Consider the following 14,958-nt stretch of genomic DNA (forward strand, 5'->3'; position numbering starts at 1 on the left):
ATTACCCGGCCTTCAGCAAGCAGGCCGACCCGGATGGAAAGCATCTTCAGTGCAATTTCCAAACACCGGCATTCCTATATCTTGATGGGTCCCTACTTTCTGTTGTTCATCCTGTTTACGGTCGTACCGGTCATGATATCGCTTCTGATCAGCTTTACTTACTTCAATATGCTGGAATTTCCGGTTTGGGTCGGCTGGCAAAATTATATCCGCCTCGTTACGGACGATGAAGTGTTCATTATCGCATTGAAAAATACGATACTGTTCGCGGCGGTCACCGGTCCGCTCAGCTATATCGCCTGCTTCTTCTTTGCCTGGCTCATTAACGAGCTCAGGCCGAAGGTAAGAGCGGTTATGACGCTCATCTTCTACGCGCCGTCGATTTCCGGCAACATCTATTTCATCTGGCAAACGATATTCTCGGGCGACCGGTACGGCTATGTGAATGGAATATTAATGAAGCTGGGCCTTGTGCTTGAGCCGATTCAATGGTTGAAGGACCCCCAATATATTTTGCCGATCATCATGCTCGTCCAGCTATGGCTGAGCTTAGGCACCGGGTTTCTCGCCTTTATTGCGGGGCTTCAGACGATCGATCGCACATTATTGGAGGCCGGAGCCGTAGACGGCGTCAAGAACCGGTGGCAGGAGCTGTGGTATATTACGCTTCCGTCGATGCGGCCGCAGCTGATGTTCGGAGCGGTTATCCAAATTACGACTTCATTCGCCGTGGCGGACGTGGCGATGAACATGGCCGGATTTCCAAGCGTCAATTATGCCGCAGAGACGATCGTGACCCATTTGATCGACTTCGGTACGATCCGGTTCGAGATGGGATATGCTTCGGCGATCGCTACCGTGCTGTTCGTCATCATGGTCGCTTCCAACCTGATTGTTCAAAAATTACTGAGAAAAGTGGGTGAGTAGACCCATGAAGACAGCTGCATGGAAGCTTCGTTCCAAGAGGGTCAACCGCTCGCTGTTCGGGGATTTGTCGTTGTTCTTCCTGCTTGCCGTAATCGGAGCGTTTATGGCGCTGCCCTTGATATATACAATCAATAACGCTTTCAAGCCATTAGACGAGCTGTTCCTGTTTCCGCCCAGGTTCTTCGTCATCCATCCGACACTGTCGAATTTTAGCGACTTGTTCCATCTCATGACGGATTCGTGGGTGCCCTTCTCCAGATACATCTACAATACGTTATTTATTACAGGCGCAGGTACCGTAGGTCATGTGCTGCTGGCATCGGCGGCGGCATATCCGCTGGCTAAGCATCGATTTCCCGGGAAGGGATTGGCGTTTAGCATCGTTGTGCTGGCACTCATGTTTTCGTCCCAGGTTACGGCTATTCCCAACTACATGATCATGTCGTGGATTGACTGGGTGGATACTTATTGGGCGGTTATTATCCCTGCCTTCGCCTATCCGCTAGGTCTGTATTTGATGAAGCAGTTCATGGAGCAAATCCCCGATGCGCTGCTGGAAGCCGCCAAGATCGACGGTGCAAGCGAGTATCGGATCTTCTGGAGCATCGTCATGCCGAACGTGAAGCCCGCATGGTTAACGCTGGTCATTCTGCTGTTTCAATTGCTGTGGGGGACGGACGGAGGCGGCTTCATCTATGCCGAGCAGCTCAAGCCGCTTCATTATGCGCTGGGGCAAATTATTCAAGGCGGCATCGCGAGGGCCGGGGCAGGCGCAGCCGTTGCTTTAATGCTGATGTCGGTCCCGATCACGCTGTTCGTTTTCTCGCAAAGCCGTATTATCCAAACGATGGCGACATCGGGCATGAAGGATTAAGGGGGGCGGCTATGATGAAGACGATAAGAATGGTTCTGCTTCTGGCGATAGCGGTCTTGCTGACCGGAACGGGCAGCCCCTCGATATTAGCGGCCCCTTATGACAGCTACAACTATTCCTACTGGGAGGAAGCCGTTCCGGCACCGGCTCCTTATCTGCCTTCCAAGGTCATCTCGGGCGAAGATCTGGATATCGGCGGCTTAAATTCTCCGCAGGATATGTTCGTTTCGGAAGACCGGCTGATCTATATCGCCGATACGGGGAATAACCGGATCGTCGTCCTCGACGCCGACTGGAAGCTAATCCGAACGATTTCGGAATTTGAACGCAGCGGCAAAAGGGATGGATTCAATAAACCGACCGGGATCTTCGTCAAGCCGGACGGCACGCTCTATGTCGCGGATTCCGATAATAAACGGGTCGTTATGCTGACATCGGAGGGAGAATACATCAAGCAGATCGATCGGCCCGTATCCGATGTGCTTCCGAAGGATTTTGCCTTCAACCCGCTGAAGGTTGCCGTTGACCGTGCGGACCGCGTCTATATCGTGGCCAAAGGGGTATTCGAAGGAATCATGCAAATCGATTCGAGCGGTGCGTTCATCGGGTACCTGGGGACGAACACGGTTACGGCCAACGTAACGGATTACTTCTGGAAGATGGTGTCAACGAAAGCGCAGAGGGCCCAGATGGCATTGTTCGTACCGACGGAATTCACGAATATGGATATGGATGCGAAGGATTTCGTCTTCACGACCAACATCGATAAGAATGTGAATAATCCAATCAAACGTCTGAACCCTTCGGGAAGCGATGTGCTTAAACGGTACGGATATTTCGGCGTTAGCGGCGACTTGCTGTTTCCGCTGTCCGGTCTTCAATCGGGTCCCTCTCAATTTTCGGATATCAAGGCTGGAAGCGACGGAACCTACAGTGCGTTGGACTCGCTTCGCGGACGGATCTTCACCTATGACGAAGAGGGAAATCTGCTCTATATATTCGGACAAATCGGCAGCGTCCGGGGAACGTTCAAAACGCCGACGGCTTTGGAGAAAATCCGCGATCAATATCTTGTGCTCGATGCCGGCCATAACCGCATCTCCGTTTTCTCGCCGACGCGGTTTGGCGGTCTCGTCAATCGGGCGACGCAGCTTCATTATGAGGGCAGGGAGCAGGAAGCGGCGGAGGAGTGGAGGAAGGTGCTTGCACTGAACGCCAATTACGACTTAGCTTACATCGGTCTTGGGAAGGCTTCGCTGCGGGAGCACGACTATAAAGAAGCGATGCGAAACTTCGAGCTGGGCATGAACCGCAAATATTATGCCGTCGCGTATTCAAGATACCGCAAGCAGATGCTGCAGGAGAATTTGGGGGCTGCTTTTACGGCGGTGGCCCTGCTGGGCGCTGCGTTCGCTGCATGGTACGCATATAGAAGATTCAAGAGCAGGAGGTCGATATCCCATGAAGCTTGAGCTTCTAGCCTTTCCCTTCCGTCTGATCTTCCGGCCCTTTCACTGCTTCTGGGAGCTCAAGTACGAGAATAAAGGGCGCCTGAAAATCGCATACGGTATTTTGTTTATACTGGTCATCGCCGAAATATTGCGCAGGCAGTACGCCGGGTTCCTGGTCAATTATGAGGATCCCCGGTTTTTGAACAGCATCGATGAATTGAAATTCATCGTGTTCCCGTTTTTCCTATGGTGCGTGTCCAATTGGTCGCTGACGGCGCTGATGGATGGGGAAGGCAAATTTACGGAAATCATGATGGCGACCGGCTACGCCGTTATGCCGCTCGTTCTCGTCTATTTGCCGAATACGCTGGTCAGCAATTTTATGAACGGGCAGGAAGTGGCCTTCTATTATTTCTTTAATCTGATTGCAATGGGATGGTTTCTATGGCTCGCGTTCGTCGGCATGATGACCATACACCAGTACACTCCCGGCAAGACGATTGTCACGATGCTGCTGACCGTAGTCGTCATCGGGATTATCCTATTTCTTGGCTTGCTGTTTTTCAGTTTAATCCAACAAGTGATTTTTTTCTTTCAGACGATCTATCGGGAAATTATATTCTGGTCGTAAAGGGGGAGAGGGCATGCGCATCGGTCTAAAACGAATGCTTTCGGCGGCTTCCGCCTGCTTGGCGGTCATTGCGGCCGTCAGCCTGCTTGCTCCTGTCTCGGATCGGACCATTGAAGCTGAGGCCGAATGGAAGCCGGTCCGCACCGAAGCGGCTGCTTCAGCGTCTGCCGAACGCCCCGATGAAGAGGCTATGCAATCCGTATCGGAACTGGGTGTGATCCCCCCTCAAAGGATGGAGCTGGCGGATGAGAACGGGCAGCTTGCTCTGTATCTGAACAGGAGCAGCGCGGAGATCGCCGTATACGATAAACGATCCAAGCATTTTTGGTATTCGAATCCGCAGGATACGGAGCTTGATTCCAAGGCATCCCCTTTCGAGAAAGAGAGTCTTGGATCCCAGTTTACATTGACGTATATGAACAGTATCGGCAACAAGAAGACGCTGTTAAGCTTTAACGACAGCGTGAAGAACAATCAGTTCCAGATCGAGGATGCACCGGAAGGAATCCGGATCGTCTACACGTTGGGCGATACGTCCAAAGGAATCGATGTGCTGCCCAAGCTGATCTCCAAGGAACGGCTGGATCAATTCATGGCCAAAGCGGATGAGGCGAAGGCGAAATATGTGTACCGGAAATACGAGCTCCAGGACAACGGCAGCGTATACGAACGGTTCGATCAATCGATCAACAGTGAAATTGTACTGAAGCGGGTGGTCGATGCGTTCGAGCAAGCGGGATACACGCCGGACGATTTGGCCGCCGACAACAAGGAGAACGGAATTGAAGGCAGCGGAGAGGGCGATAAGCCGGTGTTTACCGTGCCGGTCGAATACCGGCTGGACGGCGGGCACTTGGTTGTCGCAATCGATTCGGAACAGATGATGGAGCCCGGCAACAATGTGATTACCGAGATCGCGCTGCTCAAATACTTCGGGGCGGCAGGCGTAAGCGAACGCGGCTATATGCTGGTGCCGGACGGCTCAGGCAGCCTTATTCATCTGAATAACGGCAAATTCAATGACGATATCTATTCCCAGCCGGTTTACGGTTCGGATGAAGCGATCCGCAAACGGTTCAAAGAGCAGAACAGCGAAGTCGCGCGTCTGCCCGTATTCGGGTTGAAAGCCGGCGATTACGGCATGTACGGCATCATTGAAAACGGGGCGGCCGCCGCCAACGTCAACGCCGAAGTAAGCGGGCGAACGAATTCCTATAATTATGTCTACGGCAGCTTCAATATCCGCAATTTTGACGAGCTTCCGCTCAGCAACGGGCAATCCTTCGATTATGTGACGATCATGCAGTCAAGACGGATTCATGGCCAATTATCCGTCCGGTACGGTTTTCTCAGCGGGATGGATGCCGGCTACGACGGAATGGCAAGAGCGTATCAGAATTATTTGGTTCGGACCTATGATATGAAGCAATTGGAAGGCCAGGGGAATATTCCGTTCTTTCTGGACTTGACCGGTACGATACCGAAGCGGCAGTCATTCCTGGGCATTCCGTATGAAGTCGACAAACCGCTGACGACCTTCCGGCAAGCCAGGCAAATTCTGCAGGAGATGAAGGAAGGCGGCATCGGGAACATCAAGCTGCGTTATGCGGGTTGGTTCAATGACGGCGTGAACCATACCTTGCCGACAACCGTTAAAGTGGACCGGGAGCTTGGCGGGCAATCGGGGCTCCGCGAGCTGGCGACATATATGGAAGAAAACGAAATGGATTTCTACCCTGATGCGGCTTTCCTAAGAGTCTATCATGATACGAGAGGGTTCTCGCCTTCCAAGGACGCATCCAGGTATATTACCCGAAACGTCATTCAGAGCTATCCGTACGATCTGTCTTCGCTTCGGCTTAATCCGGCCCTGGGCAGCTATTACTTGCTGTCTCCATCCAGGCTGCCTGCATACGTGGATCAATTCCTGAAGCATTACAATCGCCTTGGAATTGAAGGCTTGTCCTTGCGGGATATGGGGGCCGAGCTAAATCCGGATTACAGAGATGAAGAGGTGATCGACAGGCAGCAGTCGGCCATTATAAATGCGGACCAATTGAAGAAGATTAGCCCGCAGGTTCCCGATCTGCTGGTTGCCGGCGGGAACGCCTATGCGCTTCCGTATATTCGCAATGTCGTCGATGCGCCGCTTACGGACTCGCGATTCAACATAACGGATGAAGCCGTTCCATTCTATCAGATGGTTGTCCACGGTTTCGTATCTTATGCCGGCAAGCCGTTCAATCTGGCCGATGATCAGGATATGAAGCTTAATATGCTCAAAGCGATTGAATATGGCGCTAACGTCCGGTTCTCGTGGATGTTCGACGAGCCCTCGGCGGTGAAGGATACGAGGTTCAATACGCTGTATTCCGCGCATTACAAGACTTGGCTGGAGGAGGCCAAGACCGTCTACGGCAAAGTGAACGACGCCTTGAAGGGCGTTCAGTACGAGCGGATGACCGGACACCGCAAGGTTAAGGAAGGCGTATATGTCACCACTTATGAGAATAACAAGGCCGTTATCGTAAACTACACCGATCGGCCGGTAACGGTGGACGGTATATCGGTAGACGCGCATAATTACGCGGTAGGAGGGTAACGCATGAACAGAAAGCTGACCATACGTCAGAAGAAAAGCTTATCGGGCGTCCTGTTCATAATGCCCTGGCTGCTGGGATTCCTGTTCCTGTTTGCTGTGCCGTTGTTTCAATCGCTGCAATTCAGCTTCAGCCAGCTGAAGGTAAACCCGCTCGGCTATACGATGGAATTTGTCGGCTTCCATAATTATAAAGAAGCGTTATGGGTTAATGCCGACTTTAACCGCATCTTGACGGATTCCGTTATTGGGATGATCGTGAACGTTCCGCTTATTCTGTTCTTCAGCTTATTCTCGGCAACATTGGTGAATCAGAAATACTGGGGGAGAGGGCTCGTCCGCGCCATCTTCTTCCTCCCGGTTATATTGGCTTCCGGGGCCGTTGCCGCAGCGGAAGCGGGAAGCCTGATGAATCAGCTGATGATAAGCGTTACTTCGGGGGGCGCAAGCGATATCGGAGCGTCGACAGGCCAGCTGATGTCGAGCCGGGAGCTGGGCGATTTCCTGGTAGAGTCGGGCATAAGCCCCACGTTCGTCAATTACCTGCTGAACGCCGTCGATCAAATTTATCAAATCATTAGCAATTCCGGGGTCCAGATTCTCATCTTCCTGGCTGGCCTGCAGTCGATTTCGGGTTCTTTGTACGAAGTGGCCAAAATCGAAGGCGCTACCGGCTATCAGATGTTCTGGAAAATTACGTTTCCGTTAGTCAGCCCTTTAATCCTAACCAACGTCATCTATACGATCATCGATTCCTTCTCGGATAACCAGATGACGCGCATCATCTATGAGTCGGCCTTCAAGTCTCTTAATTTCGGACTCAGCTCTGCGATGGTTTGGATGTATTCCATTGTCGTGGGAATCATCCTTGCAATCATCGGTTACTTGGTATCGAGAAAAGTGTTCTATAACGACTGAACGCGGCGAAAGGAAGAGATGCTATGCAAAGCCAGGGCAAAGAGAGCGGCTATCGAATCAATTATAAATTCAATAAACAAGATTTTCTTATGATTCAGTTCGAGAAGCAGAAGACGTGGGTCTGGGTAATCTTTCGGACATTATTGATTATCGGGATCTGCTATGCCATTTTGTATCCGATCCTCCTTAAATTATCGGTCGCCTTTAAGAGCCAGGAAGATATCTATGTCCCGAACATCATCTGGCTTCCTCATCATGTCACGCTGACCAATTTGAAATATGCCTTTGACATTATGAACTATCCGGTCACGCTTCTGCATACGTTCCTGTTGTCTTCATCGACGATGATTCTGCAGACCGTTGCGGCGGCGCTAGCCGGCTATGGATTCGCGAGATTGTCGTTCAGGGGCAGCAGCTTTTTGTTTATTCTCGTGATTATGACGATCCTGATCCCTCCGCAAACCTTGATGGTGCCCCTGTACTTGCATTTCAAGGAATTTGACGTGCTCGGACTTGTTCAGCTGTTCACGGGGAAGAGCGGAATCAACTTGATTAATACGTACTGGCCGGCGCTCGTGATGTCCATGACGGCGAATGGGCTGAAATCAGGATTGTATATCTATATTTTCAGGCAGTTTTTCAAAGGGATGCCCAAGGAAATCGAGGAAGCCGCTTTGATCGACGGCTGCGGCGTCTTCCGGACCTTCTTCCGCGTCATGCTGCCGAATGCCGTGCCCGCTCTCGTCACCGTCATGCTGTTCGCTTTCGTGTGGCAGTGGAACGACACGTTCATGACCGCAACCTTTATGAATCAATCGCATGTCATGTCCATGGAAATTACGATGCTTGGCAGCAATACGGAGAAGACGCTAGCGGCATTGCTGGGGGGCGATCCGAACGCGAAGATCGATCCCCGCTATTTGTCCATGATAGTCGATAGCGGCATCCTGCTTGCGATCGCTCCGCTTATTATTCTTTATTTGTTCGTTCAGCGGTTTTTCGTGGAAAGCGTGGAGCGTACAGGGGTAGTGGGTTAGACGTTCCGCCGATGTGGAAGGATGCAGGCTGGCATTAAATGATTTTCCGCCAGATATTAAAAATAGAAAGAGGTTAGATCATAATGAAACGTAATCTCAAGAGCAAGTCGTTATTCCTGGTTATTCTGGTCATGGTTCTTACGGTATCTGCTCCGCTATATTGTTCGTCCGCTTCTTCGGCCCCCGGCTTTATTACAGCAAAGGGCACCAAGCTGTATCAACAAGGAAAAGAATGGTATCTCTACGGGGCATCGATTTATCAGAGCGGGGGCATAGGCTGGAAGAACAGCCAGTTCCGGAATTATATCGATGAACAGCTGCAAGTGGCTGTCGATGCAAAATTGAATACGGTACGAGTTCTGGACTTTCTGCATTTGGATACGCAGGATCCTTACGATTCGATCGTGTGGGATAATGTCGATTATGTGATCCAACAGGCGGAAGCCAAAGGATTGCGAGTCATTCTGGATCTTGCCACATACAGAAATTTGTTAAAGAATCAAGGGAAATTCCCCTATGACATGAACGATTGGAATGCGTTCCTGGACTTTGTCGGTCAGAGATATGCGAAAGAAAAGGCCATTGCCTACTATGCATTGGCAGGAGAGCCTGATGCGCCTAACGGAAGTGAACCGCTGCGTCCTACAACCCAGCAATTAACCGATTTCTTTACCCAAGCAAGCGATAGGTTGCATCAATCAGCGCCGAAACAACTCATATCATCCGGAGGGCTTTCTTATTTGGATTGGAACTCCGGCGTGGATTGGGAAGCCATTTTTAGCGCGCCAAACATTGATATTGCAGCGGTGCATGTGTATTCGGAAGGAGATTTAAACATTACGGTGCCAACTGTGGCGCAATGGGCGAAAGACCATAATAAGCCGTTATTGAACGAAGAGTTCGGTAAACAGCAGTCCATGGGCGATGCGGCTCGCGCCGACTATTTTCAAACGGTGTACGATACTTCCCGTCAGTATGAGCTTGCAGGAGTTGCCTTATGGAATTTCGGCCCTGAAATTGTCGATCATAGCTACGATGTAAACCCAGGCACTCCTCTCACTTGGCAAACGGTTCTAAATAACTCACCGCTGCCGCGTCACCCTTCAAAAAGCTGAAGGGGGACGAGGGCGGCGGCGTTAACAACCATTCCATTAACAACAGGAGACATAGAGTGTTATAATTGTTATCGCAACTAACTAACAACACTAACAGATGGAGTGGAATTATACATGTCCAAGAAAATCACCATTCAACAGATCGCTGATGCAGTCGGTGTCTCGAAATTCGCTGTGTCCAAGGCGCTGTCCGGAAAAAGCGGAGTTAGCCAAGCGCTGAGAGAGAAGATTATTCAAACCGCCCACCAGATGGGCTATAAGTCGCAAAAAATACAGTCGGAAGTGAGGGACAGAAGGGCGGAATCAGCAAGCGAAGGCCGTGACGATAAACGGTTTGTCGCCGTACTGTTTCCCAACGTCCGTTATCAAATCAAAGAGTCGCTGTACTGGGGCAAAGTATTGGATGGGGTCGTAAGAGGGCTTCAGGATCACAGGTTCGGAATGATTACCATTACGGAGCATACGATCGATAATTTCGCGAAAATTATCGATCCGAAGGACCTGCTAGGCATAATAGGGATCGGTTGGGCTTCTACGTCGCTGCTGCTGGAGGTTAGAGGAACCGATACTCCGTTCGTGCTCGTCGATCATGAGGATGCGGTAATCGATTCGGACACGCTGTTTATTAATAATTTCGATTGTATGAAGAAGATGACGCACTACTTATTAGGGCTGGGCCACCGCAAGATGCAGTTCATCGGAAACATTCAATTTTCGCGAAGCTTCTCCGACCGTTGGATCGGGTATCGGACGGCCTTGGAGGAAAGCGAAGTGCCGGTGCAGCAGTCGGAGGAATTGCTCAAGCTGAATGGAGAAGCATTCGATGTCATTCTGGATGTGTTGACCAGAAAATTCAATGAAGGCGACATGCCGACGGCTCTTGTATGCGCGAACGACGCCATAGCCTTAATGGTTATGGACGTTTTGAAGCACATGAATCTAAGGGTTCCGCAGGACTGTTCCGTCACCGGATTCGATAACAATGAGAATACGTTGGAGTCCGGTCTCACGACGATCAATGTGACGAAAGAAATACTCGGTCTGCGCGCCGTGCAAACCTTATTGTGGAGACTGGATAATCCGGATTTTCCGATTGAGAAAATATTGCTCTCCGGCGACCTTATGATTCGAGCTTCTACTGCGGCTTCATCCAGATAACCCGCGTCGTCATACGGTCATCCTGCCTCCTTCACCACGTCGTTTCCTACAAAGTATGTGCCGAAGCTTCGGGAAATTAAAGCTAACAGTCGGTCAATTTTCTTCCTGCACTGGCTGTTAGCTTTATTTACTGCTTGATTGATTCATCAATACGGCATAGCAACGATGAATGACATTCTTTTTCCCTGCCCATTTTGCTGTATCCTCAAGGAAATCCACAAAGAAATATTTTATAAATAATCGTTGACAGTTAACGCTAACGATTATATGCTTCTCCTTAAATTTTATAGAAAAATATTACATAAATAGAAATGAATGATTGAATAATCGACTTGTTGCCGACATGTCGGTATCCATTAATGGAAGCGGAGGGAACGATGAAGATAGGCCTATACGCGTCTTTCGGACTCCTTATGGTTGCAGTAATCGGATTCTATAGCTGGCAGATGGTCAATCAATGGAATGAATCCGTTGTGATCGAACCGATGGAAGTGGTTGCGGCATCCGGCGGATTGCTAAAAATCGGAGACGAATACAGGTACGTCCACGGAGCGAATCTGGCTTGGCTGGACGGACAATTCGACCATGATATCGGGCCGAATACTCTCCATCCGAGCTGGGGTGTTGCCTATCGATCCGATAACATGTCGTCTTATCTCTCCGATATGAGCGGATTGAATCTGAATGTCGTACGCATCTGGCTCTTCGAAAATTTGGAAGGCTTAGTCTTTGATGAGAACGGTTACGTGGCGGGTGTCGATCCTACTTTTATATCAAATCTGGACGATATCGTTCGTTTGGCGGAAGAGCACGATATTTATTTATATTTAACGCTGTCGGGCAGTCTGGTGCATACGGAGAAATTTAATATCGTTACCGATGCCCCGGCAAGAAAGGCCTATATCGACTTGGCCGTCCGGACAATCGTCAGCCGATATAAAGGCAATGATCGAATCTTTGCCTTCGATATTATGAATGAGGCCGATTCCGAAGTTCGGGGCGATACGGGGAATTGGTCGGATAAGGGGACGGATTGGGAGGTGGTTCGCAGCTTCATCAAGGATAATGCCGATGCGGTCCATGAGGAGGACGCCGCCCGGCTCGTCACCAGCACATCCGGCTGGCATAATTGGCGCAATATCGCGGCAGGTAAGTTTAGCGGCCTGGGGCTTGATTTCTATGATTTTCATGATTATAGAGATGACGGCGAATTGCCCGATGCCGCTTCACTGGGGGTTGATAAGCCGGTTTTGCTGGGAGAATACGGGCAATCGACGGATGCATGGGACGATGAGATCCAGAAGAATGCGGCAGCCCGCTTTCTTGCGAATGCGCGAAGCAAAGGCTATGCAGGGGCGTTGATCTGGAACTATGGCCACCCGGGGAGCAAAGAAATACATACGATGCTAGGCCCGGACGGTTCCCACAGAGCGGTGGCCGAAGTGCTTCGAAATTTTAACTGGTACGAGAAGCAGGGAATGTGACGAAAGCAGCCGCCATCGCACCGAACATACTCAGCACGAATGACTCACGAATAGCGGCCCGGGTTCGAATCGGCTTCAATGCTGAATAGATTGAACGAAATAGGCATAAAGAGCGGAGCAGGAAGAATATTCTGTCTGCGCAGCGGTTTGTTCAACCTATACCAATTTGAATAAATGGGAGGATTAACAATGATGAAATCCACTTCAAAACCGGCCATTCTTGGAGGAGAACGTTTGAAAGCTGAACCATGGCCCAATTGGCCGTATATGACGGACGGGGATATCGAAGAGCTGGTTCAAGTGCTGAAATCGGGAAATTGGTGCAGGATCTGTTACGGAGAAGATTCGGACGAATCCAAGATCGTCCAGTTTGAAAGGTCGTTCGCCCGGATGCAGGATGCCCGATACGCGGTTTCTTGTTCCAACGGTACGGCAGCGCTTGAAATCGCGCTTCGGGCGGCAGGGATCAAGCCGGGTGACGAGGTCATCGTACCGGCGTTTACCTTCATCGCATCCGCAAGCGCGGTGCTGCAAATCGGCGGCTTGCCGGTCTTCGCGGACATCGAGGAGGATACATTCTGCATTGATCCGGATAGTGTGGAGCAGCTAATTAACCCGAATACCCGGGGCATCGTTGTCGTTCATATGGGCGGGAGACCGGCGAATATGGATCGAATCATGGAAATTGCCCGGAAGCATCGGCTTATTGTCATCGAGGACTGCGCGCAGGCGAACCTGGCGGAATGGAGAGGCCAAAAGGTAGGCTCCATCGGAGATGCCGGCACGTTCAGCTTCCAAAATTCCAAAAACATTTCGTCCGGCGAAGGCGGGGCCGTAACGACCAACTCCGAAGAGATCGCCGATATGAGCTATTCGCTGCACCACATCGGCAGGAAGAAAGGCGACCGGTTCTATACGCATCATTATGCAAGCTGGAATTACCGCTTAACGGAAATTCAAGCCGCTATCCTTCTTAGCCAGATGTCCAGGGCGGAAGAGCAGAACGCGATTCGTCAAGAGAACGGGCGTTATCTGTATGAGCTGCTTTCCGGAATCGAAGGTATACGCTTGCCGCGTCAGGACGACCGGATAACGAACAACGGCTATCATTTATATTTATTCAATATCGATGAAGAGCGCTTCGGAATCAACAGGGACTTATTATTGGAAGCGCTTTATGCAGAAGGGGTACCGCTGTTCGGAGGCTATGGGCCGTTGTATAAAAATCCGTTGTTCACCGAGAAAAATTTCGGCGTTAACGGTTATATCGAAGGGAAGACGGTGGACTACCAGTCGGCCTATTGCCCGAATGTGGAGAAAGTGTCGAAGACGGGAATGGGATTCTACCAATCCACGCTCCTTGGAACTAGAGAAGATATGGAGACATTGGCAGAGAGCATCATTCGCATTCGAAATCATGCCCATGAACTGAAGAGCAGAGGAAATTCCTGATGAACGGCGCGGAGAAGGGGAAGGCGACCGGGCTTAAGCTGGGCAGCGCCAAAATCGATATCACACCGGAAGAGCCCATTCCGCTCTGCGGATTCGCGAGCCGCAAGCATGACGGGTATTTCAAGGAAGTCCGGCAGCGCTTATATGCTAGAATTCTGTTCTTATGCAGCAGGGACGAGGATGGCAGCGAACGTACCGCCGTTATCGTGTCGGCGGATTTGGTATGGTGGGGGTCGGATCGTATGCCGGCTGTCAAGGCCCGGCTGCTGAACGAGTGGGGTATAGAGCCAAGCGCGGTCTTGTTCCATGGAACGCATACCCACTGCGGACCGCAGACAAGCGGTTTATTCGTTCCGTCACTCGGTGAAATGGATGCGAAGTATATGGAGATGCTGGAAAATCGGATTTTAGAAGGCGTCGCGCAGGCAGCTGCCAATGTCGAAGCGGTCATTGCCGAACGCGGTGAAGGAAGCTGCGGAATTGGGGTGAACCGCAGGTCAATCGTCGAGGGGCAGGTGCGGATGACTCCGAATGAGGAGGGGCCTGCAGATCCGGCGGTAACCGTTATTCGATTCAGCCGGCCAGGCGGAAGCGCGAAAGCGGTCATGGTCCACTACACGTGCCACCCTACCACGACCGCGGACAATGCGGTCTCCTCCGAATTTCCCGGAATTGCAATGGAAGAGGTGGAGCGGGAGTTGGGCGGGGATGCTGTGTCGCTTTATTTGCAAGGGTTCTGCGGCGACGTAGGCCCGATTGCCGATACCGATATGCATCGGATGGCATCCGCGCTGTCCGGCGAAGTCATGCAGGTGCTTAGGCACAAGATGAGCCTGGCTCAGCCGGCGGAATGGAGCAGCGCAATAGGAACCGCGGAGCTGCCGCTGCAGCCGCTGCCGGAAGAGCGGGAGCTTGCTGAGCGAACGGGCGAGACGGACGTCTTCGGGGAATGGAGCCGGCTGCTGCTGGCGCATCCCGAATATCTCAAGCCGTCGTTGACGCTGGAAGGCACCCTCATTACGATCGCAGACGGCATATCCTTGCTCGCGATGAATGCCGAGATGGTCATCGAATATGGCCTATATATCAAACGGCAAAGCGGAGGCAAGGTGCTTCCGGTCGCTTACAGCAACGGGATGATCGGATATGTGACGACCGCGGAGCAGCTGTCGCAAGGCGGATATGAGCCTTATGATTCCACCTTCTATTTTGCCATGCCGGCTCCATTGGACGTTAGCGCTGAAGCCCGTGTGACAGAATTGATTGATGCCTTGCTCCATATACGCCGCTAATCGAAGGCCGGAAGGGCAGG

General features: G+C 51.2%; 12 protein-coding genes. All 12 read left to right on the plus strand.

Going from position 1 to position 14,958, the window contains the following annotated elements:
- The first annotated feature begins 33 nt into the window (after positions 1 to 33).
- The 12 genes from L1F29_RS09290 (at position 34) to L1F29_RS09345 (ending at position 14,938) form a co-directional block, all read left to right on the plus strand.
- Positions 34 to 927, plus strand: a complete 894-nt coding sequence (locus tag L1F29_RS09290) for a carbohydrate ABC transporter permease (RefSeq protein ID WP_258389648.1) — start codon at positions 34 to 36, stop codon at positions 925 to 927.
- Between the two features lie 4 nt (positions 928 to 931).
- Positions 932 to 1,801: a carbohydrate ABC transporter permease gene (locus L1F29_RS09295; RefSeq protein WP_258388041.1), complete on the plus strand. Its 870-nt coding sequence runs from the start codon at positions 932 to 934 to the stop codon at positions 1,799 to 1,801.
- An 11-nt stretch (positions 1,802 to 1,812) separates the two neighbouring features.
- A complete protein-coding gene (locus L1F29_RS09300) occupies positions 1,813 to 3,273 on the plus strand; it encodes an NHL repeat-containing protein (protein ID WP_258388042.1) in 1,461 nt (486 codons plus the stop codon).
- Positions 3,263 to 3,883 (plus strand): Yip1 family protein, encoded by a 621-nt coding sequence (locus tag L1F29_RS09305; RefSeq protein ID WP_258388043.1) that lies wholly within the window; start codon positions 3,263 to 3,265, stop codon positions 3,881 to 3,883. The genes L1F29_RS09300 and L1F29_RS09305 overlap by 11 nt, the downstream gene beginning before the upstream one ends.
- Positions 3,884 to 3,896: 13 nt before the next feature.
- A complete protein-coding gene (locus L1F29_RS09310; protein WP_258388044.1) occupies positions 3,897 to 6,485 on the plus strand; it encodes a DUF5696 domain-containing protein in 2,589 nt (862 codons plus the stop codon).
- 3 nt (positions 6,486 to 6,488) lie between these two features.
- Positions 6,489 to 7,400, plus strand: coding sequence for a carbohydrate ABC transporter permease (locus tag L1F29_RS09315; RefSeq protein ID WP_258388045.1), 912 nt, complete (start codon positions 6,489 to 6,491; stop codon positions 7,398 to 7,400).
- 89 nt (positions 7,401 to 7,489) lie between these two features.
- On the plus strand, positions 7,490 to 8,437 hold the full coding sequence (locus tag L1F29_RS09320; protein ID WP_373876534.1) for a carbohydrate ABC transporter permease: 948 nt from the start codon (positions 7,490 to 7,492) through the stop codon (positions 8,435 to 8,437).
- Between the two features lie 83 nt (positions 8,438 to 8,520).
- Positions 8,521 to 9,552 carry a cellulase family glycosylhydrolase gene (locus tag L1F29_RS09325; protein ID WP_258388047.1) on the plus strand — a complete coding sequence of 344 codons (1,032 nt, stop codon included), beginning with the start codon at positions 8,521 to 8,523 and terminating at the stop codon, positions 9,550 to 9,552.
- 114 nt (positions 9,553 to 9,666) lie between these two features.
- Positions 9,667 to 10,710, plus strand: a complete 1,044-nt coding sequence (locus tag L1F29_RS09330) for a LacI family DNA-binding transcriptional regulator (RefSeq protein WP_258388048.1) — start codon at positions 9,667 to 9,669, stop codon at positions 10,708 to 10,710.
- Between the two features lie 377 nt (positions 10,711 to 11,087).
- A complete protein-coding gene (locus L1F29_RS09335; RefSeq protein WP_258388049.1) occupies positions 11,088 to 12,194 on the plus strand; it encodes a cellulase family glycosylhydrolase in 1,107 nt (368 codons plus the stop codon).
- Positions 12,195 to 12,383: 189 nt separating this feature from the next.
- Positions 12,384 to 13,646 (plus strand): DegT/DnrJ/EryC1/StrS family aminotransferase, encoded by a 1,263-nt coding sequence (locus tag L1F29_RS09340; protein ID WP_258388050.1) that lies wholly within the window; start codon positions 12,384 to 12,386, stop codon positions 13,644 to 13,646.
- Positions 13,646 to 14,938 (plus strand): neutral/alkaline non-lysosomal ceramidase N-terminal domain-containing protein, encoded by a 1,293-nt coding sequence (locus tag L1F29_RS09345; protein ID WP_258388051.1) that lies wholly within the window; start codon positions 13,646 to 13,648, stop codon positions 14,936 to 14,938. The genes L1F29_RS09340 and L1F29_RS09345 overlap by 1 nt, the downstream gene beginning before the upstream one ends.
- Positions 14,939 to 14,958 lie beyond the last annotated feature (20 nt).

It is taken from the genome of Paenibacillus spongiae, assembly GCF_024734895.1.
Lineage (GTDB): Bacteria > Bacillota > Bacilli > Paenibacillales > Paenibacillaceae > Paenibacillus_Z > Paenibacillus_Z spongiae.